Here is a 26,355-nt window from a genome sequence, read left to right as displayed (position 1 = left end):
TTTAGGTATAAATGTGACCAGGGTCTCCTGGAGGCCCCGGGTTAGCGCAGCGATTGTCAGATCTCACCCATAAAAAAACCCCGCCGGAGAGGCGGGGTTTAGCGAACAGCAAGAAGAATCAATTACTCTTCTTTTGCACCGCGCATTGCGCGTTTACGGTCGTTCTCGGTCAGGTGACGTTTACGAATACGGATAGAGGTCGGAGTGACTTCTACCAGTTCGTCGTCATCGATGAACTCCAGAGCCTGCTCCAGGGTCATCTTAACCGGCGGAACCAAAACCGTGGCTTCGTCAGTACCGGACGCACGCATGTTGGTCAGTTTCTTACCGGTCAGGCAGTTTACCGTCAGGTCGTTAGAACGGCTGTGAATACCGATGATCTGGCCTTCGTAAACTTCCGCACCGTGACCGAGGAACAACTTACCGCGATCCTGCAGGCCGAACAGCGCGAACGCTACCGCTTTACCCTGACCGTTGGAGATCAGCACGCCGTTGTTACGCTGGCCCACTTCGCCCGGACGAACGTCGTCGTAGTGGCTGAAGGTGGAGTACAGCAGACCGGTACCGGAGGTCATGGTCATGAACTCTGAACGGAAGCCGATCAGACCGCGGCTTGGGATCACGTAGTCGAGACGTACGCGGCCTTTTCCGTCCGGATTCATGTTTTTCAGGTCGCCTTTACGCTCGCCCAGCGCCTGCATAACAGAACCCTGGTGCTGCTCTTCGACGTCCAGCGTCACGTTCTCGAACGGCTCTTGTTTACGGCCATCGATTTCACGGAAGATAACTTTCGGACGGGAAACCGCCATCTCGAAACCTTCGCGACGCATGTTTTCAATCAGAACGGACAGATGCAGTTCACCACGGCCGGAAACGCGGAACGCATCAGCGTCTTCGGTTTCTTCAACGCGCAGCGCCACGTTGTGCACCAGCTCTTTGTTCAGGCGGTCCAGAATCTGGCGAGAGGTAACGAACTTACCTTCTTTACCGCAGAACGGAGAGGTGTTGACGTTGAAGAACATGGAAACGGTCGGCTCATCAACGGACAGGGCCGGCAGCGCTTCGACATTCTGCGGGTCGCAGATGGTGTCGGAGATGTTCAGCTCGCCCAGACCGGTGATCGCGATGATGTCGCCAGCTTCAGCTACGTCGCTCTCGATACGCTCAAGACCCAGGTGAGTCAGCACTTTACCGACTTTACCGTTACGGGTTTTGCCTTCGCTATCGATGATAGTGACCTGCTGGTTCGGCTTCACTTTACCGCGTTTGATGCGGCCGATGCCGATGACGCCAACGTAGTTGTTGTAGTCCAGCTGGGAGATCTGCATCTGCAGCGGACCGTCAAGGTCAACGTCCGGCGCCGGCACGCGATCGACAATCGCCTGGTACAGCGGGGTCATGTCGTCAGCCATGTCTTCGTGGTCCAGACCCGCGATACCGTTCAGCGCGGACGCGTAAACGATCGGGAAGTCCAGCTGTTCGTCGGTCGCGTCGAGGTTAACGAACAGGTCGAACACCTGATCGACAACCCAGTCCGGACGCGCGCCCGGGCGGTCAACTTTGTTGATGACCACGATCGGCTTCAGACCGTGGGCAAAAGCTTTTTTGGTCACGAAGCGCGTTTGCGGCATCGGGCCATCAAAGGCATCTACCACCAGCAGCACAGAGTCAACCATGGACATAACACGCTCAACTTCACCTCCGAAGTCGGCGTGCCCAGGGGTATCAACGATGTTGATACGGTAATCATTCCATTTGATTGCGGTGTTTTTCGCGAGGATGGTAATCCCACGCTCTTTCTCCAAATCGTTGGAGTCCATCACACGTTCTTGTGCTTCAGTACGTGCGTCGAACGTACCGGATTGCTGTAGCAGCTTGTCAACCAGGGTAGTTTTACCATGGTCAACGTGCGCGATGATGGCGATATTACGCAGATTTTCGATCACAACTTTGCCTCAGGCATTAGAAATAGCGCGTTATTGTACACGTATTAAGCGAAGGACTGAACAGGATCACAAACATCCTCCGCAAACAAGTATTGCAGAGTTTCTTTGTGACCGCTTTCACGGAGCGATAAAAGGGCACCGTAACAAAAATTGCACCAAAATGGTGCTCAATGTTCACACCGAGGCACTATTTTGGTGCATTATCTCCATCATGGTGCAGTCCTTTTGCACTATGGTGCGCATGATACAGCGTTTTATGGGGCATTTAAAAGTTGGCACAGATTTCGCTTTATATTTTTTAAGGCAACAACGCCACTTTTAAGCAGTATGAAGTTTTCGTTACCACGACGACAATGACCAATCCGGGAGAGTTTAAGTATGTCCGCTGAACACGTTTTGACGATGCTGAACGAGCACGAAGTGAAGTTTGTCGATCTGCGCTTCACCGATACCAAAGGTAAAGAACAGCACGTCACGATTCCGTCTCATCAGGTAAATGCCGAATTCTTCGAAGAAGGCAAAATGTTTGATGGCTCCTCGATTGGTGGCTGGAAAGGTATCAACGAATCTGACATGGTCCTGATGCCGGACGCTTCCACCGCGGTCATTGACCCGTTCTACGAAGAACCGACCCTGATCATCCGCTGCGATATCCTCGAGCCAGGCACCCTGCAGGGCTATGACCGTGACCCGCGCTCCATCGCGAAACGCGCTGAAGAGTACCTGCGCGCTACCGGCATCGCTGACACCGTCCTGTTCGGGCCAGAACCAGAATTCTTCCTGTTCGACGACATCCGTTTCGGCGCCTCTATCTCCGGCTCCCATGTCGCGATCGATGATATCGAAGGTGCGTGGAACTCCTCCACCAAATACGAAGGCGGTAACAAAGGTCACCGTCCGGGCGTGAAAGGGGGTTACTTCCCGGTTCCGCCAGTAGACTCTTCTCAGGATATCCGCTCCACCATGTGTATGATCATGGAAGAGATGGGCCTGGTTGTTGAAGCTCACCACCACGAAGTGGCTACCGCAGGTCAGAACGAAGTGGCAACCCGCTTCAACACCATGACCAAAAAAGCGGACGAAATTCAGATTTACAAATACGTTGTTCACAACGTCGCTCACCGCTTTGGTAAAACCGCGACCTTTATGCCGAAACCAATGTTCGGCGACAACGGCTCCGGCATGCACTGCCATATGTCTCTGGCGAAAAACGGGACTAACCTGTTCTCCGGCGACAAATACGCAGGTCTGTCTGAGCAGGCGCTGTTCTACATCGGCGGCGTAATCAAACACGCTAAAGCCATCAACGCCCTGGCGAACCCGACCACCAACTCCTACAAGCGTCTGGTCCCGGGTTACGAAGCGCCGGTTATGCTGGCTTACTCTGCCCGTAACCGCTCTGCCTCCATCCGTATTCCGGTGGTGACCTCTCCGAAAGCGCGTCGTATCGAAGTGCGCTTCCCGGACCCGGCTGCTAACCCGTACCTGTGCTTTGCGGCGCTGCTGATGGCTGGCCTCGATGGTATCAAGAACAAAATCCATCCGGGCGAAGCAATGGACAAAAACCTGTACGACCTGCCGCCGGAAGAAGCGAAAGAGATCCCGCAGGTTGCCGGTTCTCTGGAAGAAGCCCTGCAGGCCCTGGATGCTGACCGCGAGTTCCTGACGGCTGGCGGCGTATTCACCAATGATGCTATCGATGCTTACATCGCCCTGCGTCTGGAAGAGAACGACCGCGTACGCATGACTCCGCATCCGGTTGAGTTCGAACTGTACTACAGCGTCTAATTTTGCTGTAAATCCAGGGTATGTCGTGTTGTGGCGCGGGATGCCCGGGATATTTTGTTGCCGTGGAAACTTTCAGCCCATCTCAGGATGGGCTTTTTTCTCCACCAACACGCTGATCTCGCGAGCTTTTTACCGATAAAAAGCTATACTGCACTAAATTGGTGCACTCTTTTTCAGGAGACTGTCGAATGGCAACAGGCACACTGCCCGATGCTGGGCAGATCCTCAACTCTCTTATCAACAGTATCTTACTGGTCGATGATGACCTGGCGGTGCACTTTGCCAACCCTGCGGCGCAGCAGTTGCTGGCGCAGAGTTCGCGCAAGCTGTTTGGCACCCCGTTACCTGAGCTGTTGAGCTATTTCTCATTAAATATTGGGCTGATGCAGGAGAGTCTGCAGGCGGGCCAGGGTTTTACCGATAACGAAGTGACGCTGGTTATCGATGGCCGCTCGCATATTTTGTCGCTGACCGCCCAGCGGCTGCCGGAAGGCTTTATTCTGCTGGAAATGGCGCCGATGGATAACCAGCGCCGCCTGAGCCAGGAGCAACTGCAGCACGCGCAGCAGGTCGCCGCCCGCGATCTGGTCCGCGGCCTGGCGCACGAGATTAAAAACCCGTTAGGCGGCCTGCGCGGCGCGGCACAGCTGCTCAGCAAAGCCCTGCCCGACCCGGCGCTAACGGAATATACCAAAGTGATCATCGAGCAGGCCGACCGGCTGAGAAATCTGGTCGATCGCCTGCTCGGCCCACAGCATCCGGGCATGCACGTTACCGAAAGCATCCACAAGGTCGCCGAACGGGTAGTGAAACTGGTCTCGATGGAGTTGCCGGACAACGTGAAGTTGATCCGTGATTACGACCCCAGCCTGCCGGAGCTCCCCCACGACCCGGATCAAATTGAACAGGTGTTGCTGAACATCGTCCGTAATGCGCTGCAGGCGCTGGGGCCGGAAGGGGGCGAAATTGTTCTCCGCACCCGGACCGCTTTCCAGCTGACGCTGCACGGGGTGCGTTATCGCCTCGCCGCCCGTATTGACGTCGAAGATAATGGCCCGGGTATTCCGCCCCAGCTCCAGGATACGTTGTTTTATCCGATGGTCAGCGGCCGCGAAGGCGGTACTGGCCTGGGCTTATCTATCGCCCGCAGCCTTATCGATCAGCACTCCGGCAAAATTGAATTCACCAGCTGGCCGGGTCATACCGAATTTTCGGTATACCTGCCTATTCGGAAGTAGAGGTGTTTATGCAACGAGGGATAGCCTGGATCGTTGATGACGATAGCTCCATCCGCTGGGTGCTTGAACGCGCGCTCACCGGAGCCGGCTTGAGCTGCACAACGTTCGAAAGCGGCAATGAGGTGCTAGATGCCCTCACCACCAAAACCCCGGATGTACTGCTGTCAGATATCCGTATGCCGGGAATGGATGGTCTGGCGCTGCTCAAACAGATTAAGCAGCGTCATCCGATGCTTCCGGTCATCATAATGACCGCGCATTCCGATCTGGACGCCGCGGTCAGCGCTTATCAGCAGGGCGCGTTTGATTATCTGCCCAAACCTTTTGATATCGATGAAGCTGTCGCCCTCGTCGACCGGGCGATTAGCCACTATCAGGAGCAGCAGCAGCCGCGAAATGCGCCGATAAGCAGCCCCACCGCCGATATCATTGGCGAGGCGCCGGCCATGCAGGATGTCTTTCGCATTATTGGCCGTCTGTCGCGCTCATCCATCAGCGTGCTGATCAATGGCGAATCCGGTACCGGTAAAGAGCTTGTCGCTCATGCCCTGCATCGCCATAGCCCGCGCTCAAAAGCGCCGTTTATCGCGCTGAATATGGCGGCGATCCCCAAGGACCTGATTGAGTCCGAGCTGTTCGGCCATGAAAAAGGGGCCTTTACCGGCGCCAATACCGTCCGTCAGGGTCGCTTTGAACAGGCTGACGGCGGCACGCTGTTCCTGGATGAAATTGGCGATATGCCGCTGGATGTCCAGACTCGTCTGCTGCGCGTTCTGGCGGATGGCCAGTTTTATCGCGTGGGCGGCTACGCGCCGGTGAAGGTCGATGTGCGGATCATCGCCGCCACCCATCAGAATCTGGAGCAGCGGGTGCAGGAGGGGAAATTCCGTGAAGATTTATTCCACCGCCTGAACGTGATCCGGGTGCATTTGCCGCCGCTGCGCGAGCGTCGGGAAGATATTCCTCGTCTGGCCCGCCATTTTCTGCAGATTGCCGCCCGCGAGCTAGGTGTTGAAGCCAAACAGCTGCATCCGGAAACGGAGACAGCGCTGACCCGCCTGGCGTGGCCGGGCAACGTTCGCCAGCTGGAAAACACCTGTCGCTGGCTCACCGTCATGGCCGCCGGCCAGGAGGTGCTGACGCAGGATCTGCCGAGCGAACTGTTTGAGACCACCATTCCTGATAGCCCGACGCAGATGCAGCCAGACAGCTGGGCGACGCTGTTGGGTCAGTGGGCCGATCGGGCGCTGCGTTCCGGTCATCAAAACTTGCTTTCAGAAGCGCAACCCGAAATGGAACGCACGCTGCTGACGACCGCCCTGCGTCATACTCAGGGACATAAACAGGAGGCTGCGCGCCTGCTGGGATGGGGTCGTAATACCCTGACGCGTAAGCTAAAAGAGTTGGGTATGGAGTAGGGTTAAACGGCGTGATGAAAAATAGCCGATCAGCGCAAAGTGCTGCTATTTTGTACTTTACTGTTCCGATGGGTTGAGTATGATCGTGCCCGGCATTAGGGGAGAGCATCATGTTTGAATCACTGGTGAGTATGATATCGAGCGGCGCCGCTGCGAGTCACACACCACAAACGGCAGTCGCTGCCGTTCTGTGCGCTGCGCTGGTCGGGCTGTTCAGCTAATTGTTCCCCCTCTCCTGCGGGAGAGGGGGAAAACATTAAATCACCCTTGAGAACTGCTGCATCCGAGCCTTTTGCCGCAGATAGGCATCAAAGCACATACAGATGTTGCGGATCAGCAGGCGGCCTTTCGCCGTTACCTGGATAGCCTTACTCTCCACCACCACCAGCCCGTCATGCGCCAGCGGCGCCAGCAGTTTCAGGTCCTCAGCAAAATAAGACTGAAAATCCACGGCCCACTGCGCTTCGACTGCATCAATATCCAGACGGAAGTTACAGATCAACGCCTTAATTACGTCGCGACGCAGACAGTCGTCCCGGGTTAACGCGATCCCGCGCCACAGGGCGTTCCCTTGCTCTGCCACCTGCTGGTAGTACTGCTTTAGCTCTTTTTGGTTCTGGGCGTAGCTGTCGCCAATCATGCTGATCGCGGACACGCCCATCCCCAGCAAATCGGTATCGCCCTGAGTGGTGTAGCCCTGGAAATTGCGATGCAGTACGCCGTGACGTTGCGCGACCGCTAATTCATCATCAGGACGCGCGAAGTGGTCCATGCCGATGAACTGATAGCCTGCCGCCGTCAGCGAGCCGATGGTCTCCTGGAGGATCTCCAGCTTCTGTTCAGCGGAGGGCAGATCGGCATCTTTAATTTTGCGCTGTGCGGCAAAGAGCGTGGGCAGATGCGCGTAGTTAAACACGCTCAGGCGGTCAGGATTGAGCTCGGCGACCTTTTGCAGGGTAAAGGCAAAGCTCTCCGGCGTTTGTTTCGGCAGGCCGTAGATGAGGTCGATATTGGTCGAGGTAAATCCAATCTCCCGCGCATGACGGAGCAAATCAAAGATGAACGCTTCGTCCTGTTCGCGGTTAACCAGACGCTGAACCTCTTTATTAAAGTCCTGCACGCCCATACTCAGGCGGTTGAATCCCTCAGCGCGTAAATGATCGAGGACATCCAGCTCGATTTCACGCGGATCGACCTCGATGGAGATCTCGGCTTCGGCGCTGAAATGAAAATGGGTACGCAACAGATCCATCAGGCGACTGATTTGCGCCTTGTTGAGATAGGTCGGCGTGCCGCCTCCCCAATGCAGTTGCTTAACCTGACGGTTGGCAAACAGCGGCGCACGGTGGATGATCTCCTGTTCAAGGAGATCGAGATACTGATCGGCCTTATGCTGCTGGCGGGTGACGATCTTATTGCAGCCGCAGAAATAACACAGCTTATGGCAAAACGGGATATGCACGTACAGCGACAGGGGACGCTGTGGGTAACGGGCCACAGCGGCATCGAATTCCGCCGCGCCGAATTGTGGTGAAAACTCCAGCGCGGTGGGATACGAGGTATAGCGCGGCCCGGAATAGTTATATTTCTGGATCAGGGCCAGATCCCAGTCGATTATCTGCTCAGACATGCTCACTCCTTCCGATGGTGCCGCCGACGGGTACGCCGTCCCGGCCCCACCGCACCGCGGGTCATGAGCCGGTTGCGCAGCCATTTCTGACGCCGCGACAACCGTCGTAGTTTAACGAATAACCACAGCAGATAACATATAACCAGAAGGGTTATAAGCAGTACCGGGAATCCGATGGGATGCAAATGTTAGTTTCCACCCTTCAGCAGACGCATCATATCTTCCTGACGCTCTTCCTCTTCTTCATCTTCGTCATCGTAAGAGAGGCCGAGCTGCTGCATCAGCTCATCAATGCGATCCAGTTTGGCATCCACCCAGCTCTGCTCTTCAGCATTCAGGGTACCGCCCTCTTCCAGACGTTCCAGCAGCGCGTCCAGGCGCTCATCATTCTCCAGCAACTCCAGCTCAGCCTGCGGTGAAAGCATAGGTTTCTCGCTCTTTGGTTTATGCTGCTTGGGAGCTGGAGCGCTGCTTTCGCTCACGCCCAGCGGGATGGGTTTTTTGCTGCCCACGCGTGGATCTTGCGCCTGGCGCTGTTTTTTACCTGCTGAAGCCGCATCGCCGCCGTTCGCGCGACTTCCTGCCGCGTGGCCACGATGTTTCTTCTGCCGTTTGCGATCGCGAGCTTCCTGATTTAACTCTTCACGCGACTTGCGGCCGGATTTGCCACGGGTGGCGGATGTCGGTTTTTTCATGGTATGTAATCTTCAGACAGTATTATTCAGTATAGAATTGAGGCGGAATCTAGCAGAAAGCAAGCAAAGAAAAAAGGCGACAGATTACTCTGTCGCCTTTTTCCTCACTGACCACCCTTAACGGGCTCTTCTTTCCCTGTTCGCTAACGACTTACCCTGTCTTTCCCTTAGCGTCCAACGGTCCCTGTTTCTTCCTTTTCCCTTTGAAACGTTTCCAAAACGCGCGTCATCCTGACAATCCTGTGGTCTTCGCCTCCTGGCGCTTCCTGACCCCTCGTCCTGAGTCCTCATCCTTTTCAGCATCCCCGCCGTTGTGTATTACTTTACCCTGTTGACAAAAATCGACAACCAGTCTGGCCGTTAAAATTCCACTTTTCAGATTTCTCTACTCTTTTAATCTATTTATTTTCAGTGGGTTATAATTTATTAGTCTTATTTTTCTCAGGCATGTCCTATACGAAGAATAGCCAATGTCTCACAAAGCGCATGGTTTTTACTTACAGAACCGGCGTGCGGTAAAAACAGCCTTTTTCTGCTGTTCAGGTATAATCCCTGCCATAGCCTGTTTTAACGGAGACGACCGTCTTGACCAACTGGAATTATCAACTGACGCACTTTGTCACTAGCGCGCCAGATATCCGCCATCTTCCTGCCGATACCGGTATTGAAGTGGCATTCGCCGGCCGCTCCAATGCGGGAAAATCCAGCGCGCTGAATACGCTGACCAACCAGAAAAGCCTGGCGCGGACCTCCAAAACTCCCGGACGTACACAGCTGATTAACCTGTTCGAAGTCGCCGAAGGCAAACGCCTGGTCGACCTTCCCGGCTACGGTTATGCGCAAGTCCCGGAAGAGATGAAGATCAAGTGGCAGCGCGCGCTGGGAGAATACCTGGAAAAACGCCTGTGCCTGAAGGGCCTGGTGGTCCTGATGGACATTCGCCACCCGCTTAAGGATCTCGATCAGCAGATGATCCAATGGGCGGTAGAAAGCGATATTCAGGTGCTGGTGCTGCTGACCAAAGCCGATAAGCTCGCCAGCGGCGCGCGTAAAGCGCAAGTGAATATGGTGCGTGAAGCAGTCCTGGCCTTCAATGGCGATGTTCAGGTTGAACCCTTCTCTTCGCTGAAAAAATCTGGCGTGGATAAGCTGCGACAGAAGCTGGATAGCTGGTTTAACGAAATCCCGCCGCAGGAAGCAGAGAGCACCGTAGACGAGTAATCGTCACCAACAGCCGGATAAGAGCGTGCCGCGCCTTGTCCGGGTTCCTCTCCAGAGTCAAGCACAAGCGTGTCCTTCTTTTTGCCACTTTTCTTTCGCGCAATAAAAAACGCCCCGGTCATAAATGACCGGGGCGGCTAAAATATTCAGCCAAATCCGATTACGTGAAGTAAAAGGTCTGAAAGATAGAACATCTTACCTCTGTACCCTACGCGAATAACTTTACTCTTCTTTCGCTCACGGATAAAGCATTTTTTGTAGTTTTTTTTCACTATTTACATAGCAAATTCAAATGATCCTCACAAAACTCTATAAGTTATGTTGCTTACTTACAGAAAATCGCGTTGTGCTTTGTATACTTAGTGCGCTTGATCCCAGTTTTCTCCGCTGCCCACTTCCACCAGCAACGGTACCGCCAGCGTAGTGCTGTTCTCCATCAGTTCGTGGATCTTTTTCGATACGGCATCGAGCTCATCCTTATGCACTTCAAAGACCAGTTCATCGTGAACCTGCATGATCATTCGCACGCGAGGTTTCTCGCTCCGCAGCCATTCATCAACGGCAATCATCGCCCGCTTGATGATATCCGCAGCCGTCCCCTGCATCGGGGCGTTAATCGCCGCACGTTCCGCACCGGCACGACGAGCGCCATTGCTGGACTTGATATCCGGCAAATAGAGTCGACGGCCATCCAGCGTTTCAACATACCCTTGCTCCTTCGCCTGTGCGCGGGTGCGCTCCATATACTCCAGGACGCCCGGATAACGCTCGAAATAAAGATCCATGTACTTCTGCGCTTCTTTACGCGGGATGTTCAGCTGGCGGGCCAGGCCAAAGGCGCTCATGCCATAGATCAGACCGAAGTTGATAGCTTTAGCACTGCGCCGCTGTTCGCTGCTGACGCTGTCCAGCGGTAAGCCAAACACTTCAGCCGCCGTCGCCCGGTGAATATCCTTCCCTTCCGCGAAGGCGGTCAGCAGGCCTTTATCCCGCGACAGGTGCGCCATAATGCGCAGCTCGATTTGCGAGTAGTCCGCCGAGACAATAACGTAATCTTCTGGCGCGATAAACGCCTGGCGAATACGGCGCCCTTCTTCGTTACGCACCGGAATGTTTTGCAGGTTTGGATCGGTAGACGACAAACGGCCGGTGGCGGTAACCGCCTGATGATAGGAGGTATGTACGCGGCCCGTTTTGGGATTAATCATCAGCGGCAGCTTATCGGTATAGGTCGACTTCAGCTTCGCCAACCCACGGTACTCCAGAATCACTTTCGGCAACGGATAATCGAGCGCCAGCTCTTCCAGTACCTCTTCAGAGGTGGACGGCGCACCGCCCGGCGTCTTCTTCAGCGGCTTGATACCCTGTTTTTCAAACAGGATCGTTTGCAGCTGTTTGGTGGAGGAGAGATTAAACGCTTCCCCGGCGATCTCATGCGCCCGCTGCTCCAGCTCAACCAGGCGCTGGGCTATTTCCTGCGAGTGCGCATGCAGCACGGCGGGGTCGATTTTAACGCCATTGCGCTCAACGCGTGACAGCACCGGCACCAGCGGCATTTCAATGTGCTGGAAGATATTCAGCGGACCTTCATGCTGCTGCAGCTTCGGCCACATTTTCAGATGCAACTGGAGCGTGACGTCGGCGTCTTCCGCCGCGTAGCGACCCGCCTCTTCCAGCGCAATCTGGTTAAAGGTGAGCTGATTCTTACCCTTGCCAGCGATCTCTTCGAAGGTAATCGTTTTATGCTTCAGCCAGCGGTCGGAAAGACTGTCCATATCATGGCGGCCCGCCACGCTGTCGAGAATGTAAGATTCCAGCATGGTATCGAACGCAATCCCGCGCAGCTCAATGTCGTAATTAGCCAAAATGCCGCGATCGTATTTGAGATTTTGCCCAACCTTGAGCAGCTTCTCATCCTCCAGCAGCGGTTTAAGCAGCGCCAGCACGCGCTCGCGCGGGATCTGATCCGGCGCATCAAGGTAATCATGCGCTACCGGGACATAGGCGGCCACGCCCGGCTCAACAGCGAATGAAAGGCCGACCATGTTGGCGGAGATGTTATCCAGGCTGTCGGTTTCCGTATCAAAGGCAAAGAGCGGCGCTTGCTTCAGCTTATCGATCCAGGTGAGCAGCGTAGCCTCATCAAGGATGGTGACATAGTGCTCTGCTGAAAGTGCAGTAGCGGCCTCAACCTCTGCTTCCGCTTCTGCCGCTGCTGCAGGCACTGCAGGTTTCGCAGCCGGTTTGCCCCCCTTCGCCTGCAGCCATTTTCCGGCTTCAACGTCGGTGGTCCAGCGCTTAAACTCATACTGTCTGAACAGCGCCAGCAGATCGTCTGCCGCCGGCGGCTGCACCTCCAGCTCTTCGCAAGTGAGCTCCAGCTCGACGTCGGTTTTGATGGTCGCCAGCTGATAAGAGAGATAAGCCACCTCCTTGTTCTGCTCCAGCTTCGCCGCCATCGTTTTCGCGCCGCGGAAGCTCAGTTCAGCGATCTTCTCCGGTTCCGCATACAGCGTATCTAGACCGCCGAGGCCTTGCAGCAGCGCCTGGGCGGTCTTTTCGCCCACGCCCGGCACGCCAGGAATGTTATCTGAGGAGTCGCCCATCAGCGCCAGGAAATCAATAATCAGCTCTGGCGGGACGCCGTACTTGGTAACCACCTCATCCGGCCCGAGGATAGTGTTGGTCATGGTATTGATCAGGGTGATCCCCGGCGTCACCAGCTGGGCCATGTCTTTATCGCCGGTACTGATCAGCACCGGACGTCCAGCCCTTTCCGCTTCCCGCGCCAGGGTGCCAATCACATCGTCAGCTTCGACGCCCGGGACCGCCATCAGCGGCAGCCCCATCGCTTTCACCATCTTATGCAACGGCTCAATCTGCGCGCGCAGATCGTCCGGCATCGGCGGGCGGTGAGATTTGTAATGTTCGAACAATTCATCACGGAAGGTTTTCCCTTTCGCATCAAAGACCACGACGGCATGAGTCGGTTGATACTGCAGAATCAAACTGCGCAGCATATTCAGTACGCCGTACATAGCCCCGGTGGGCTCCCCTGCGCTGTTAGTCAGCGGCGGAAACGCATGATACGCCCGATAAAGATAGGAGGAGCCGTCAACGAGGATGAGAGGGTTTTCTGGGATCTGAACCATAATTTCCGTGCCTGTTTATCAGATTATGGATAAAGGATGCCACAGACGGGCATGAAATCCTGAATTTTTCCCGCATTTCGCGGAAAAGATTCAACGATCGTCCCGATCGCGCGACAACTTATCTTGTGGATAACTTTGTGCATAGTTTTACAACGTCAGCTTATCCGCCCCTGAAAATAAATGAATAAATAGTATTAGTTATTATTTATCAATAACTTAAAAGAAGATCAACGATCCTGGCATGAATTTGATGACCTAATCTTCCATGTGGATAGAAGATCCTTGTTTTTTTCTGTTCTGGTAAGACCCGTCATTTGCCGCGTTTTCTGGTAAAATCAGCCTCTTGCGCAGCTTAAAGGCGCTCTTTGTCAGCCTAACTTTCTGAATAAACTAACTATGTCGAGATTACTCGCTGCGATAACACTTCCGCTGAGTATCGCCTTAACCATCTTAGTCACCGTTATCTGCTCTGTACCGATCATCGTCGCCGGGCTGATTAAACTACTGGTCCCCATTCCAGCGGTATGGCGCTCTATATCCGTTTTTTGCAATTTTATGATGTACTGCTGGTGCGAGGGGCTGGCGCTGCTGTTGCATCTCAATCCCTGGCTAAAATGGGACGTCCAGGGTCTGGAAGGCCTGAACAAAAAGAACTGGTATCTGCTGATCAGCAACCACCACAGCTGGGCAGATATCGTGGTGCTATGCGTGCTGTTCCGCAAGCATATTCCGATGAATAAGTACTTCCTTAAACAACAGCTGGCGTGGGTACCGTTCATCGGCCTCGCCTGCTGGGCGCTGGATATGCCTTTTATGCGCCGCTATTCGCGCAGCTATCTTATTCGTCACCCGGAACGCCGCGGTAAAGATGTCGAAACCACCCGCCGTTCATGTGAGAAATTCCGCTCGCACCCAACGACAATCGTCAATTTCGTGGAAGGCTCGCGTTTTACCGACGCAAAAAAGCGCGAGACGCGCTCTCCTTACCACAACCTGTTACCGCCGAAAGCGGCGGGTATCGCCATGGCGCTCAATGTTCTCGGTTCGCAGTTCGATAAACTGCTGAACGTTACGCTGTGCTACCCGGAAAATCATGCAAGGCCGTTTTACGACATGCTAAGTGGCCGACTGACGCGCATTGTGGTTCGTATCAATCTGGTACCGATTGGTGAAGAGCTACACGGCGATTACGTCAACGATAAGAACTTTAAGCGTGGTTTCCAGCGCTGGCTAAATGGGCTATGGGAAGAGAAAGACCGTCAGTTAACTGACATCATGCGGGACAAAGCAAGGAAGTCACGGCAAAGTAGATAAAAAAAAGCCGGTCAGTGACCGGCTTTTTTTTTATTTCTTCTCAACCAGCTGCTTCACGGTATCCGCATACTGAGCGACGAAGACATCCATATTGCTGGTGTCCATCCCCTGCGGGTTCAGCTGGTACTTACCATTGACGTACATAGCCGGTACCCCCTGCAGCTGCAGATCGGCTGCCGCTTTCTCCTGCTGAGCGACCAGAGATTTCACCACGAAGCTGTTCCATGCGGCATCGTAGTCTTCCCCTTTCACGCCAGCGTCGACGAACACTTTACGAATGTCAGCCAGGCTCTGTACGGTCTGGTTTTTCTGCACCGCTTCGAACATCGGCGCCGTAATTTTATCTTCAACGCCCAGCGCGATGGCCACAGCCCATGCCTGCGTCAGCTCCTTGCCCAGCGGCCCCAGGAACTCGACATGGTATTTGGTCATTTTGGTGCCTTCTGGCAGTTTCTGGCGCACGCTGTCAGAGACATGCAGCACTTCTTCAAACTGATAGCAGTGCGGGCAGTAGAATGAGAAGAATTCGAGCACCTGCGGCTCGCCAGCAACCGGCTTATCAAGGGTGATGTACTGCTTGCCGTCGGTGATCTGGGCAGCGGATGCACTAAAAGCCAGAATCATACCAGCCAGCGCCAGCCAAACTTTTTTCATGATTTACTCTCTCCTGGATATATCACATTAATACATTGGCGTTAACTGAAGCGGGGGTTCCTGTAGAACCTTCACCTGCTCGAGAAAAGTAGACGTCTGCCCTCGCCAGTAATCCTCCCCGGTTAACCAGGGAAAATTAACCGGAAATGCCGGATCGTCCCAGCGTCTGAGCAACCACGCCAGATAATAAACCAGTCGCATGGCGCGTAAAGGTTCAATAAGCGCGATTTCATCGCTGTTAAAGGGGCTGAATTCCTCATAGGCCTCGACGATGGTCTCCAGCTGCATACGCTGTTCAGCCTTATCGCCGTTGAGCAGCATCCACAGATCCTGAATCGCCGGGCCGGTTCGCGCATCGTCTAAATCAACAAACAGCGGCCCATCGCGCCAGAGGATATTGCCTGCATGGCAGTCACCATGCAGGCGCAAAGTAGTCCCGCCACCGTGCCATTGCGTCATGACGGCAGCGATGAGTTTATCGGTCGCCTTCAGGAAATCGGCCTTCAGGCCTGAGGGGATAAGCGTCGACTGTTCAAATACCTGGCGTGGTTCCAGCAGATATTCCTGCACGCCAATCTCCGGACGCGCAGAAAAGCGCTGTTTGCGCCCGGTCTGGTGCAGGCGCCCCAGATAACGGCCAACCCACTCCATCTGATCAAGGTTATCCGCCTCGAACTGTCGGCCGCCAAGGCTTGGGAAAACGGCAAAATAAAACCCCTGGTGCTGATGAAGCGTACTGTCGTTAAATAACAGCGGCGCCGCAACGGGCACTTCATCTTCTACAAGCTGAAGCGCAAACTGGTGTTCTTCAAGGATTTGTGCTGCCGACCAGCGCTCAGGACGATAGAACTTCACCACATAACGATGACGCTCTTCGTCCTGGAACTGATAAACGCGGTTCTCATAGCTGTTCAGCGGGGTAAGACCGGAATCCACCCGCATACCCAGATCGAATAACCCATCGATAATGGTATCCGGGCGAAGCGTCTGAAAAGTAAAAGCCTTATCGTGCATCCTGACATCCGATAATCGTACGAATAGTTCAGGATATCATCTCATTGCGCTTTACGCGGCAGCGCTTACAACCTTTTACTCTTTTATTACGCCGCGGGCGCGCAGCAGCGCGGTTTTAAAGTCTTCTTCATAATCCTTCTGAATACCCGGGATGACAGCATCTTTTGAAGAATCACGCATCTTCAGGTGATAGATCAGAATATCGTCGGAAAGATCGCTCAGTTCGCCATCATAGCCAGCCTCTTTCGCCAGTTTCTGCAAAAATTGCATCAGGTTCAGTTCTGGCTCTTTCTGCCAGGCGGGCTGGAGGAGTTCAATTACTTCATTCAGACGTTTACATTTCATGGTCATGCTCCTTACTCTTGATAGGGACAAGTTAACAGGGTCAATCCCACAATGAAAGAGGCGATATTCATATGCAAAGCGAGGCGATAACCGGCGTCGTGCTGGCGGGCGGCAGGGCCACGCGAATGGGCGGCATTGATAAAGGATTACAGTTGCTCAATGGACGTCCTCTCTGGCGACACGTCGCGGAAGCATTAGCTCCGCAGGTAGATGAGTTAGTCATTAGCGCCAATCGTCATCTTGAACAGTGGCGTGCCAGCGGATATCCGGTCTTTCGAGACATACAGGAGGGTTATCAGGGGCCGCTGGCCGGAATGCTTGCTGTGATGCAGCAGGTCGCGAGCCCATGGTTTGTTTTTTGCCCCTGCGACACGCCGTTCATTCCGTCCTTTTTGGTGGAGCGCTTTATCCAGCAGAGAGGGGACGCACCGGTCGTTTGGGCCCATGACGGCGAACGGGATCATCCTGCCGTTGCATTAGTTCATCGTCAAATCATTCCGGAACTGGAGGCTTATCTGGCACATGGAGAGCGCAGGGTGATGGTTTTTATGCGACAAATGGGTGGGCGCCCGGTGAATTTCAGCGATGTGAAAACTGCTTTCATTAATGTAAATACGCTCGAAGATTTGCAGCAGATGCAGGAGCCATCATGATCCCATTACTGGCGATCGCCGCATGGAGCGGTACCGGAAAAACAACATTATTAAAGCGTCTTATCCCTGAGCTTTGCGCTCTAGGATTACGCCCGGGACTGATAAAGCACACCCATCATGATATGGACGTGGATAAGCCGGGCAAAGATAGCTATGAACTGCGTAAGGCGGGCGCTGCGCAAACTATTGTCGCCAGCGAACAGCGGTGGGCATTGATGACCGAGACGCCCGAGAAGCCGGAATTAGATCTCACATGGCTGGTTAGTCGAATGGATGCCAGCAGACTGGATCTGGTTTTGGTCGAGGGTTTCAAGCATGAACCCGTGCCTAAGATCCTGCTTTTTCGGCAAAACAGCGGCCATCGTGTAGAAGAGCTGGTAATTGATGAGCATACCATCGCCGTGGCCAGCGATGTATCGATCGCGACCTCACTTCCGTTGCTGGATTTAAATGATGTACCACAGATCGCGACATTTATTGTGAGTTGGTTAGAGAGGCAATAGTCATTTATCGACGGTGATATAGGAGGGATTTTCCCGGAGGCGGTGCTGCGCACCTTGTCCGGCCACAGGGACGTAGCCCCGTGTCGGATCCGTAGCCCCGGTAAGCGCAGCGCCACCGGGGAGGCATACCAGCATTCTCGCCGGATGACACAAAAGCAAAAAAGCTCAGCCTTCCGACTGAGCTTTCTGCTTTATTTGATGCCTGGCAGTTCCCTACTCTCACATGGGGAGACCCCACACTACCATCGGCGCTACGGCGTTTCACTTCTGAGTTCGGCATGGGGTCAGGTGGGACCACCGCGCTAGTGCCGCCAGGCAAATTCTGTTTTGTCAACACGTCCTGCGGACGCATCGACTAATCTGTATCAGCTGAAAATCTTCTCAAATCCGCCAAAACATCTTCGGCGTTGTAAGGTTAAGCCTCACGGTTCATTAGTACCGGTTAGCTCAACGCATCGCTGCGCTTACACACCCGGCCTATCAACGTCGTCGTCTTCAACGTTCCTTCAGGAGACTTAAAGTCTCAGGGAGAACTCATCTCGGGGCAAGTTTCGTGCTTAGATGCTTTCAGCACTTATCTCTTCCGCATTTAGCTACCGGGCAGTGCCATTGGCATGACAACCCGAACACCAGTGATGCGTCCACTCCGGTCCTCTCGTACTAGGAGCAGCCCCCCTCAATTCTCCAGCGCCCACGGCAGATAGGGACCGAACTGTCTCACGACGTTCTAAACCCAGCTCGCGTACCACTTTAAATGGCGAACAGCCATACCCTTGGGACCTACTTCAGCCCCAGGATGTGATGAGCCGACATCGAGGTGCCAAACACCGCCGTCGATATGAACTCTTGGGCGGTATCAGCCTGTTATCCCCGGAGTACCTTTTATCCGTTGAGCGATGGCCCTTCCATTCAGAACCACCGGATCACTATGACCTGCTTTCGCACCTGCTCGCGCCGTCACGCTCGCAGTCAAGCTAGCTTATGCCATTGCACTAACCTCCTGATGTCCGACCAGGATTAGCTAACCTTCGTGCTCCTCCGTTACGCTTTGGGAGGAGACCGCCCCAGTCAAACTACCCACCAGACACTGTCCGCAACCCCGATAAGGGGCCAACGTTAGAACATCAAACATTAAAGGGTGGTATTTCAAGGTTGGCTCCACGCAGACTGGCGTCCACGCTTCAAAGCCTCCCACCTATCCTACACATCAAGGCTCAATGTTCAGTGTCAAGCTATAGTAAAGGTTCACGGGGTCTTTCCGTCTTGCCGCGGGTACACTGCATCTTCACAGCGAGTTCAATTTCACTGAGTCTCGGGTGGAGACAGCCTGGCCATCATTACGCCATTCGTGCAGGTCGGAACTTACCCGACAAGGAATTTCGCTACCTTAGGACCGTTATAGTTACGGCCGCCGTTTACCGGGGCTTCGATCAAGAGCTTCTCCTTACGGATAACCCCATCAATTAACCTTCCGGCACCGGGCAGGCGTCACACCGTATACGTCCACTTTCGTGTTTGCACAGTGCTGTGTTTTTAATAAACAGTTGCAGCCAGCTGGTATCTTCGACTGGTCTCAGCTCCATCCGCAGGGACTTCACCTACACACCAGCGTGCCTTCTCCCGAAGTTACGGCACCATTTTGCCTAGTTCCTTCACCCGAGTTCTCTCAAGCGCCTTGGTATTCTCTACCTGACCACCTGTGTCGGTTTGGGGTACGATTTGATGTTACCTGATGCTTAGAGGCTTTTCCTGGAAGCAGGGCATTTGTTACTTCAGCACCGTAGTGCCTCGTCATCACACCTCAGCCTTGATTATCCGGATTTGCCTGGATAATCAGCCTACATGCTTAAACCGGGACAACCGTCGCCCGGCTAACATAGCCTTCTCCGTCCCCCCTTCGCAGTAACACCAAGTACAGGAATATTAACCTGTTTCCCATCGACTACGCCTTTCGGCCTCGCCTTAGGGGTCGACTCACCCTGCCCCGATTAACGTTGGACAGGAACCCTTGGTCTTCCGGCGAGCGGGCTTTTCACCCGCTTTATCGTTACTTATGTCAGCATTCGCACTTCTGATACCTCCAGCAACCCTCACAGGTCACCTTCGCAGGCTTACAGAACGCTCCCCTACCCAACAACACATCGTGTCGCTGCCGCAGCTTCGGTGCATGGTTTAGCCCCGTTACATCTTCCGCGCAGGCCGACTCGACCAGTGAGCTATTACGCTTTCTTTAAATGATGGCTGCTTCTAAGCCAACATCCTGGCTGTCTGTGCCTTCCCACATCGTTTCCCACTTAACCATGACTTTGGGACCTTAGCTGGCGGTCTGGGTTGTTTCCCTCTTCACGACGGACGTTAGCACCCGCCGTGTGTCTCCCGTGATAACATTCTTCGGTATTCGTAGTTTGCATCGGGTTGGTAAGTCGGGATGACCCCCTAGCCGAAACAGTGCTCTACCCCCGAAGATGAGTTCACGAGGCGCTACCTAAATAGCTTTCGGGGAGAACCAGCTATCTCCCGGTTTGATTGGCCTTTCACCCCCAGCCACAAGTCATCCGCTAATTTTTCAACATTAGTCGGTTCGGTCCTCCAGTTAGTGTTACCCAACCTTCAACCTGCCCATGGCTAGATCACCGGGTTTCGGGTCTATACCCTGCAACTTAACGCCCAGTTAAGACTCGGTTTCCCTGCGGCTCCCCTATACGGTTAACCTTGCTACAGAATATAAGTCGCTGACCCATTATACAAAAGGTACGCAGTCACACCCGAAGGTGCTCCCACTGCTTGTACGTACACGGTTTCAGGTTCTTTTTCACTCCCCTCGCCGGGGTTCTTTTCGCCTTTCCCTCACGGTACTGGTTCACTATCGGTCAGTCAGGAGTATTTAGCCTTGGAGGATGGTCCCCCCATATTCAGACAGGATACCACGTGTCCCGCCCTACTCTTCGAGTTCACAGCCTGTGCATTTTGGTGTACGGGACTATCACCCTGTACCGTCGGACTTTCCAGACCGTTCCACTAACACACAAGCTGATTCAGACTCTGGGCTGCTCCCCGTTCGCTCGCCGCTACTGGGGGAATCTCGGTTGATTTCTTTTCCTCGGGGTACTTAGATGTTTCAGTTCCCCCGGTTCGCCTCGTTAACCTATGTATTCAGTTAACGATAGTGCAACGAATTGCACTGGGTTTCCCCATTCGGACATCGCCGGTTATAACGGTTCATATCACCTTACCGACGCTTTTCGCAGATTAGCACGTCCTTCATCGCCTCTGACTGCCAGGGCATCCACCGTGTACGCTTAGTCGCTTAACCTCACAACCCGAAGATGTTTCGTAAAACATCATCGTGTCGCGAAAATTTGAGAGACTCGAACACACATTAACTGTGTGTCGTTTCAATTTTCAGCTTGATCCAGATTTTTAAAGAGCAAATATCTCAAACGTCACCCGAAGATGAGTTTTGAGATAGTTCGGCACGCGTCTTTCACTCACGAACCAGCAAGTGGCGTCCCCTAGGGGATTCGAACCCCTGTTACCGCCGTGAAAGGGCGGTGTCCTGGGCCTCTAGACGAAGGGGACACTGAAGTCTCAATCGCAAGACGCCTTGCTTCTTTACTTTCATCAGACAATCTGTGTGAGCACTACAAAGGCAGGTTCTTTAAGGTAAGGAGGTGATCCAACCGCAGGTTCCCCTACGGTTACCTTGTTACGACTTCACCCCAGTCATGAATCACAAAGTGGTAAGCGCCCTCCCGAAGGTTAAGCTACCTACTTCTTTTGCAACCCACTCCCATGGTGTGACGGGCGGTGTGTACAAGGCCCGGGAACGTATTCACCGTAGCATTCTGATCTACGATTACTAGCGATTCCGACTTCATGGAGTCGAGTTGCAGACTCCAATCCGGACTACGACATACTTTATGAGGTCCGCTTGCTCTCGCGAGGTCGCTTCTCTTTGTATATGCCATTGTAGCACGTGTGTAGCCCTGGTCGTAAGGGCCATGATGACTTGACGTCATCCCCACCTTCCTCCAGTTTATCACTGGCAGTCTCCTTTGAGTTCCCGGCCGAACCGCTGGCAACAAAGGATAAGGGTTGCGCTCGTTGCGGGACTTAACCCAACATTTCACAACACGAGCTGACGACAGCCATGCAGCACCTGTCTCACAGTTCCCGAAGGCACCAAAGCATCTCTGCTAAGTTCTGTGGATGTCAAGACCAGGTAAGGTTCTTCGCGTTGCATCGAATTAAACCACATGCTCCACCGCTTGTGCGGGCCCCCGTCAATTCATTTGAGTTTTAACCTTGCGGCCGTACTCCCCAGGCGGTCGATTTAACGCGTTAGCTCCGGAAGCCACGCCTCAAGGGCACAACCTCCAAATCGACATCGTTTACGGCGTGGACTACCAGGGTATCTAATCCTGTTTGCTCCCCACGCTTTCGCACCTGAGCGTCAGTCTTTGTCCAGGGGGCCGCCTTCGCCACCGGTATTCCTCCAGATCTCTACGCATTTCACCGCTACACCTGGAATTCTACCCCCCTCTACAAGACTCTAGCCTGCCAGTTTCGAATGCAGTTCCCAGGTTGAGCCCGGGGATTTCACATCCGACTTGACAGACCGCCTGCGTGCGCTTTACGCCCAGTAATTCCGATTAACGCTTGCACCCTCCGTATTACCGCGGCTGCTGGCACGGAGTTAGCCGGTGCTTCTTCTGCGGGTAACGTCAATCGACAAGGTTATTAACCTTATCGCCTTCCTCCCCGCTGAAAGTACTTTACAACCCGAAGGCCTTCTTCATACACGCGGCATGGCTGCATCAGGCTTGCGCCCATTGTGCAATATTCCCCACTGCTGCCTCCCGTAGGAGTCTGGACCGTGTCTCAGTTCCAGTGTGGCTGGTCATCCTCTCAGACCAGCTAGGGATCGTCGCCTAGGTGAGCCGTTACCCCACCTACTAGCTAATCCCATCTGGGCACATCTGATGGCATGAGGCCCGAAGGTCCCCCACTTTGGTCTTGCGACGTTATGCGGTATTAGCTACCGTTTCCAGTAGTTATCCCCCTCCATCAGGCAGTTTCCCAGACATTACTCACCCGTCCGCCGCTCGTCACCCGAGAGCAAGCTCTCTGTGCTACCGCTCGACTTGCATGTGTTAGGCCTGCCGCCAGCGTTCAATCTGAGCCATGATCAAACTCTTCAATTTAAGTTTGATGCTCAAAGAATTAAACTTCGTAATGAATTACGTGTTCACTCTTGAGACTTGGTATTCATTTATTGTCCGAAGACATTAAGAATCCATGTCACTTTGAGTGCCCACACAGATTGTCTGATAAATTGTTAAAGAGCAGTGCCGCTTCGTTTTTCGCTGCGGCGCGGGGTGTGCATATTACGCTTTCCCGCTGCAGAGTCAAGCATTTATTTTTGCTTTTCTCTGCGAGGTTCTCACCGGAACCCCGCTGACCCGGCGGCTTGCTTGCCGTTGTTCCGTGTCAGTGGAGGCGCATTATAGGGAGTAATTCCGAGGTGACAAGGGGAAATGCAAAAAAACTTTTCAACCGTCTCTTTTTTCAACAATGCGGCGAGGAATGTCGCAAAAAACCGCCGTTTTGCTGTTTTAACCGACGAAACGGGGCGCCTGGTGGCATACTGTTAGAGTAGAGAAAAGAAAGGAACGGCATTTATGTCTTTAAGCGCACAGCAACTGGCGGCACAAAAGAACATCTCCTGGGTACTAGCCGAGAAGCTCGCCCAAAAAATACTGACTGGCGAATATCAGCCGGAAAGCATTCTTCCCGGCGAAATGGAGTTAGGGGAGCAGTTCGGCGTGAGTCGTACCGCCGTCCGCGAAGCGGTGAAGACACTCACTGCAAAAGGCATGCTGCTGCCCCGCCCTCGCATTGGCACCCGGGTCATGCCGCGCAGCAGCTGGAACTTCCTTGATAAAGAGCTCCTCTCCTGGTGGCTAACAGAAGATAACTTCGAAGAGGTGGTGAGCCACTTTCTCGTCATGCGCAGCAGCCTGGAGCCACAGGCCTGTTTTCTCGCTGCCGCCCACGGCACCGCAGAGCAGAAAGCGCAGCTCAATACCCTAATGGAAGAGATGATTGCCCTGAAACGCCATTTTCAGCGCGATCGCTGGATAGCAGTCGATATGGCCTGGCATGAACATATCTATGAAATGAGCGGTAATCCTTTCCTCAGCTCATTCGCTTCTTTATTTCATTCGGTCTACCACACTTACTTCACATCAATTACGCAAAATGAAGTGGTGAAGCTCGATCTCCACCAGGCGATTGTCGATGCCATTCTCAACAGTGATGCGCCGGGTGCCTTACTTGCCTGCCAGGCGCTGCTAAACGCCCCACACCACGTAAATCAATAACAAGGATTTGGCATGAGCGGAAAAAAAGGGCGCAGCATGGCCGGCCTGCCGTGGATTGCGGCGATGGCCTTCTTTATGCAGGCGCTGGATGCCACCATTCTTAACACTGCCCTCCCGGCTATCGCCCACAGCCTGAATCGTTCCCCGTTAGCAATGCAGTCGGCCATCATCAGCTATACGCTGACGGTGGCGATGCTGATCCCGGTCAGCGGCTGGCTGGCCGATCGCTTCGGCACGCGTCGGGTCTTTATCATCGCCGTTAGCCTGTTTACTCTCGGCTCCCTCGCCTGCGCGCTCTCCAGTTCATTAACGGAACTGGTCATTTATCGCGTCATTCAGGGGATCGGCGGGGCGATGATGATGCCGGTGGCGAGGCTGGCCCTCCTGCGCGCCTATCCGCGCAGCGAACTGCTGCCGGTTCTGAACTTTGTCACCATGCCAGGACTGGTGGGACCGATTCTGGGTCCGGTGCTCGGCGGGGTATTTGTTACCTGGGCCAGCTGGCATTGGATTTTCCTGATAAACATACCCATCGGCGTGATCGGCATTCTGTACGCCCGTAAATACATGCCAAATTTCACAACGCCGCGCCGACGCTTCGATATAACCGGTTTTCTGTTATTTGGCTTAAGCCTGGTGTTATTTTCCAGCGGTATTGAACTGTTTGGCGAAAAAATTGTGGCGACATGGCTGGCGCTGGCGGTGATCGCCGTCAGTCTGATATTGCTCCTGGCCTATGTCCGTCACGCGCGCCGCCATCCTGCGCCGCTTATCTCGCTCTCTTTATTTAAGACCCATACGTTCTCGGTTGGCATTGCCGGCAACCTTGCCACGCGGTTGGGTACCGGTTGCGTGCCGTTTCTGATGCCGCTCATGCTACAGGTTGGCTTCGGCTATCCGGCTATTATCGCCGGCTGTATGATCGCCCCCACCGCTATCGGCTCGATTATTGCGAAATCTACCGTTACCCAGGTGCTGCGCTGGTTTGGCTATCGTAAGACCCTGGTGGGGATCACCGTGTTTATTGGCCTTATGATTGCCCAGTTCTCGCTGCAGTCGCCAGAAATGCCGCTGTGGATGCTTCTTCTGCCGCTGTTCGTGCTGGGGATGGCGATGTCCACGCAGTTTACCGCCATGAATACCATTACCCTGGCCGATCTGACGGATGACAATGCCAGCAGCGGCAACAGCCTGCTGGCCGTCACCCAGCAGCTTTCCATCAGTCTCGGGGTGGCCATCAGCGCTGCGGTGCTGCGCTTCTATGAAGGTTTTGACAGCGCCAGCACCGTAGAGCAGTTTCACTACACCTTTATTACCATGGGCGTGATAACCATCTTGTCGGCGCTGATGTTTATGCTGTTAAGAGCGAAGGATGGCCGCAACCTGATTAGCGAGCGGCACAAACGCTAAGCGGAACCGCGGACCACCAGCTCCGGGGTTAACTGTACGCGCTGCTGTTTTTGCTGCGGGTCGGCCATGCGATGGATCAGCACGTCGATGGCCAGTTCCCCCAGCTCATCTTTCGGTTGATGAATGGTGGTCAACGGCGGCGTCATATAGCGAGCCAGTTCAATATCATCGTAACCCACCAGCGCCATATCCTGCGGGATCTGCAGCCCGGCCTGGTATAACGCCTGATAAGCGCCAACCGCCATGGCATCGTTACCGACAAACACCGCCTGCGGCCGCTGCGACAACGCCAGCAGCCGCTGCATCGCGCTAAACCCGCCGCCAAACTCAAAATCGCTGGTCACCACGTATCCCTCGGCTACGGGCAGACCGCAGCGCGCCATCGCGGCATGGTAACCTTCAAGGCGCAGACGCGCCGGGGTTTTATCCAGCGGGCCGGCAATGCAGGCGATGTGTGAATACCCTTGATCGATCAGGTACTGGGTCGCCATATCACCACCGAGCAGCGAGTTATCCTGAATCAGATCGCTATCGCCATCAAACGGCGCCCAGTCCATCATGACCGTCGGAACCGACGGATAGCGCTGCATAATTTCCGGAGAGGGTTGGTGGGTCTCAGTGCACAGCAGCAGTAATCCATCGACGCGTTTTTGCATTAACGTCTCCAGATTACGATTCATTCGCTGCTCATCACCTTCCGTATTACAGAGTACGAGACTATAACCCCGCTCAAAGCAGCTGCGCTCCACGCCCCGCACCAGCTCCGAATAAAACGGATTGGTACTGGCGGTGATCAGCATGCCGATGGTGCGGGTTTGATTAAGCTTGAGGCTACGCGCCAGCGCAGAGGGGGCGTAGTTAAGGCTTTTGATCGCGGCGTCGACTTTGGCGGTGATCGCCTCGCTGACAAAGCGGTCCTTATTGATGACGTGTGACACCGTCGATGTGGAAACGCCCGCTACGCGGGCCACATCTTTCATCGTAGCCAAGC

At 54.2% G+C, this 26,355-nt stretch carries 18 protein-coding genes, 1 tRNA gene and 3 rRNA genes; 10 read left to right on the top strand and 12 right to left on the bottom strand.

The features are described from left to right. Positions 1-122 precede the first annotated feature (122 nt). Positions 123-1,946, bottom strand: a complete 1,824-nt coding sequence (gene typA, locus CE636_RS15275) for a ribosome-dependent GTPase TypA (protein WP_002882755.1) — start codon at positions 1,944-1,946, stop codon at positions 123-125. Positions 1,947-2,324: 378 nt separating this feature from the next. On the opposite strand from typA, the gene glnA reads away from it, so the two are divergent. From glnA to CE636_RS28775, 4 genes are all read left to right on the top strand, one after another. Beyond that, complete coding sequence (glnA, locus tag CE636_RS15270; RefSeq protein ID WP_004203622.1) at positions 2,325-3,734, top strand: glutamate--ammonia ligase; 1,410 nt, start codon at positions 2,325-2,327, stop codon at positions 3,732-3,734. A 188-nt stretch (positions 3,735-3,922) separates the two neighbouring features. After that, entirely contained in the window at positions 3,923-4,972 is a 1,050-nt protein-coding gene (glnL, locus tag CE636_RS15265; RefSeq protein ID WP_004203621.1) for a nitrogen regulation protein NR(II), read from the top strand. Positions 4,973-4,980: 8 nt separating this feature from the next. Then, entirely contained in the window at positions 4,981-6,390 is a 1,410-nt protein-coding gene (gene glnG, locus CE636_RS15260) for a nitrogen regulation protein NR(I) (protein WP_002882749.1), read from the top strand. A gap of 110 nt (positions 6,391-6,500) precedes the next feature. After that, on the top strand, positions 6,501-6,611 hold the full coding sequence (locus tag CE636_RS28775) for a YshB family small membrane protein (RefSeq protein WP_004152951.1): 111 nt from the start codon (positions 6,501-6,503) through the stop codon (positions 6,609-6,611). A gap of 35 nt (positions 6,612-6,646) precedes the next feature. Here CE636_RS28775 and hemN read toward each other — a convergent pair whose 3' ends face one another. After that, a complete protein-coding gene (gene hemN, locus CE636_RS15255) occupies positions 6,647-8,020 on the bottom strand; it encodes an oxygen-independent coproporphyrinogen III oxidase (RefSeq protein ID WP_004203620.1) in 1,374 nt (457 codons plus the stop codon). Positions 8,021-8,208: 188 nt separating this feature from the next. After that, on the bottom strand, positions 8,209-8,715 hold the full coding sequence (yihI, locus tag CE636_RS15245; RefSeq protein WP_002882743.1) for a Der GTPase-activating protein YihI: 507 nt from the start codon (positions 8,713-8,715) through the stop codon (positions 8,209-8,211). Between the two features lie 585 nt (positions 8,716-9,300). Here yihI and yihA point away from each other — a divergent pair. Further along, on the top strand, positions 9,301-9,936 hold the full coding sequence (yihA, locus tag CE636_RS15240; RefSeq protein WP_017899842.1) for a ribosome biogenesis GTP-binding protein YihA/YsxC: 636 nt from the start codon (positions 9,301-9,303) through the stop codon (positions 9,934-9,936). 359 nt (positions 9,937-10,295) lie between these two features. Here yihA and polA read toward each other — a convergent pair whose 3' ends face one another. Further along, positions 10,296-13,088, bottom strand: a complete 2,793-nt coding sequence (gene polA, locus CE636_RS15230) for a DNA polymerase I (RefSeq protein WP_004203617.1) — start codon at positions 13,086-13,088, stop codon at positions 10,296-10,298. Between the two features lie 396 nt (positions 13,089-13,484). Between polA and CE636_RS15215 the strand changes: the two genes are divergently transcribed. After that, positions 13,485-14,402, top strand: a complete 918-nt coding sequence (locus CE636_RS15215) for an acyltransferase (RefSeq protein WP_017899843.1) — start codon at positions 13,485-13,487, stop codon at positions 14,400-14,402. A gap of 30 nt (positions 14,403-14,432) precedes the next feature. Here CE636_RS15215 and dsbA read toward each other — a convergent pair whose 3' ends face one another. From dsbA to CE636_RS15200, 3 genes are all read right to left on the bottom strand, one after another. After that, positions 14,433-15,056, bottom strand: coding sequence for a thiol:disulfide interchange protein DsbA (dsbA, locus tag CE636_RS15210; protein ID WP_004203613.1), 624 nt, complete (start codon positions 15,054-15,056; stop codon positions 14,433-14,435). A gap of 27 nt (positions 15,057-15,083) precedes the next feature. Beyond that, on the bottom strand, positions 15,084-16,070 hold the full coding sequence (locus tag CE636_RS15205; protein ID WP_004203612.1) for a serine/threonine protein kinase: 987 nt from the start codon (positions 16,068-16,070) through the stop codon (positions 15,084-15,086). A gap of 75 nt (positions 16,071-16,145) precedes the next feature. After that, positions 16,146-16,415 carry a YihD family protein gene (locus CE636_RS15200; RefSeq protein WP_002882612.1) on the bottom strand — a complete coding sequence of 90 codons (270 nt, stop codon included), beginning with the start codon at positions 16,413-16,415 and terminating at the stop codon, positions 16,146-16,148. Between the two features lie 71 nt (positions 16,416-16,486). Between CE636_RS15200 and mobA the strand changes: the two genes are divergently transcribed. Next, complete coding sequence (mobA, locus tag CE636_RS15195; RefSeq protein ID WP_004203611.1) at positions 16,487-17,068, top strand: molybdenum cofactor guanylyltransferase MobA; 582 nt, start codon at positions 16,487-16,489, stop codon at positions 17,066-17,068. Beyond that, complete coding sequence (gene mobB, locus CE636_RS15190) at positions 17,065-17,571, top strand: molybdopterin-guanine dinucleotide biosynthesis protein MobB (protein WP_017899844.1); 507 nt, start codon at positions 17,065-17,067, stop codon at positions 17,569-17,571. Before mobA ends, mobB begins: the two co-directional genes overlap by 4 nt. A gap of 200 nt (positions 17,572-17,771) precedes the next feature. On the opposite strand, the gene rrf is transcribed toward mobB, so the two are convergent. The 4 genes from rrf to CE636_RS15170 form a co-directional block, all read right to left on the bottom strand. Beyond that, positions 17,772-17,887 (bottom strand): 5S ribosomal RNA (gene rrf, locus CE636_RS15185). A 95-nt stretch (positions 17,888-17,982) separates the two neighbouring features. Then, a 23S ribosomal RNA gene (locus CE636_RS15180) occupies positions 17,983-20,884 on the bottom strand. 190 nt (positions 20,885-21,074) lie between these two features. Then, positions 21,075-21,150, bottom strand: a tRNA-Glu gene (locus tag CE636_RS15175). Positions 21,151-21,235: 85 nt separating this feature from the next. Continuing rightward, positions 21,236-22,775: ribosomal RNA gene (locus tag CE636_RS15170) — 16S ribosomal RNA — on the bottom strand. The 16S, 23S and 5S rRNA genes sit together here with 1 tRNA gene alongside, the layout of an rRNA operon. 477 nt (positions 22,776-23,252) lie before the next feature. Here CE636_RS15170 and CE636_RS15165 point away from each other — a divergent pair. Together CE636_RS15165 and mdtD are read left to right on the top strand one after the other, a co-directional pair. Beyond that, positions 23,253-23,954, top strand: coding sequence for a FadR/GntR family transcriptional regulator (locus tag CE636_RS15165; RefSeq protein WP_004202329.1), 702 nt, complete (start codon positions 23,253-23,255; stop codon positions 23,952-23,954). 12 nt (positions 23,955-23,966) lie between these two features. Next, complete coding sequence (mdtD, locus tag CE636_RS15160; RefSeq protein WP_017899645.1) at positions 23,967-25,364, top strand: multidrug transporter subunit MdtD; 1,398 nt, start codon at positions 23,967-23,969, stop codon at positions 25,362-25,364. On the opposite strand, the gene rbsR is transcribed toward mdtD, so the two are convergent. Continuing rightward, on the bottom strand, positions 25,361-26,344 hold the full coding sequence (gene rbsR / locus CE636_RS15155) for a ribose operon transcriptional repressor RbsR (RefSeq protein ID WP_032447013.1): 984 nt from the start codon (positions 26,342-26,344) through the stop codon (positions 25,361-25,363). The two genes, mdtD and rbsR, sit on opposite strands and share 4 nt — an antisense overlap. Positions 26,345-26,355: the final 11 nt, after the last annotated feature.

Origin of the sequence: Klebsiella sp. LY, from assembly GCF_004010915.1 — a bacterium.
GTDB lineage: Bacteria > Pseudomonadota > Gammaproteobacteria > Enterobacterales > Enterobacteriaceae > Klebsiella > Klebsiella quasipneumoniae.
Note: the sequence above shows the minus strand (reverse complement) of the source record. Positions and strands in the feature narration are given on the sequence as shown.

What these genes read in the sequence shown, in the direction of transcription:
- glnA (WP_004203622.1), top strand. Translation starts at nt 2,325, where the DNA reads ATGTCCGCTGAACACGTTTTGACGATGCTGAACGAGCACGAAGTGAAG.
- glnL (WP_004203621.1), top strand. Translation starts at nt 3,923, where the DNA reads ATGGCAACAGGCACACTGCCCGATGCTGGGCAGATCCTCAACTCTCTT.
- glnG (WP_002882749.1), top strand. Translation starts at nt 4,981, where the DNA reads ATGCAACGAGGGATAGCCTGGATCGTTGATGACGATAGCTCCATCCGC.
- CE636_RS28775 (WP_004152951.1), top strand. Translation starts at nt 6,501, where the DNA reads ATGTTTGAATCACTGGTGAGTATGATATCGAGCGGCGCCGCTGCGAGT.
- hemN (WP_004203620.1), bottom strand. Translation starts at nt 8,020, where the DNA reads ATGTCTGAGCAGATAATCGACTGGGATCTGGCCCTGATCCAGAAATAT.
- yihI (WP_002882743.1), bottom strand. Translation starts at nt 8,715, where the DNA reads ATGAAAAAACCGACATCCGCCACCCGTGGCAAATCCGGCCGCAAGTCG.
- polA (WP_004203617.1), bottom strand. Translation starts at nt 13,088, where the DNA reads ATGGTTCAGATCCCAGAAAACCCTCTCATCCTCGTTGACGGCTCCTCC.
- CE636_RS15215 (WP_017899843.1), top strand. Translation starts at nt 13,485, where the DNA reads ATGTCGAGATTACTCGCTGCGATAACACTTCCGCTGAGTATCGCCTTA.
- dsbA (WP_004203613.1), bottom strand. Translation starts at nt 15,056, where the DNA reads ATGAAAAAAGTTTGGCTGGCGCTGGCTGGTATGATTCTGGCTTTTAGT.
- CE636_RS15205 (WP_004203612.1), bottom strand. Translation starts at nt 16,070, where the DNA reads ATGCACGATAAGGCTTTTACTTTTCAGACGCTTCGCCCGGATACCATT.
- CE636_RS15200 (WP_002882612.1), bottom strand. Translation starts at nt 16,415, where the DNA reads ATGAAATGTAAACGTCTGAATGAAGTAATTGAACTCCTCCAGCCCGCC.
- mobA (WP_004203611.1), top strand. Translation starts at nt 16,487, where the DNA reads ATGCAAAGCGAGGCGATAACCGGCGTCGTGCTGGCGGGCGGCAGGGCC.
- mobB (WP_017899844.1), top strand. Translation starts at nt 17,065, where the DNA reads ATGATCCCATTACTGGCGATCGCCGCATGGAGCGGTACCGGAAAAACA.
- CE636_RS15165 (WP_004202329.1), top strand. Translation starts at nt 23,253, where the DNA reads ATGTCTTTAAGCGCACAGCAACTGGCGGCACAAAAGAACATCTCCTGG.
- mdtD (WP_017899645.1), top strand. Translation starts at nt 23,967, where the DNA reads ATGAGCGGAAAAAAAGGGCGCAGCATGGCCGGCCTGCCGTGGATTGCG.
- rbsR (WP_032447013.1), bottom strand. Translation starts at nt 26,344, where the DNA reads ATGAAAGATGTGGCCCGCGTAGCGGGCGTTTCCACATCGACGGTGTCA.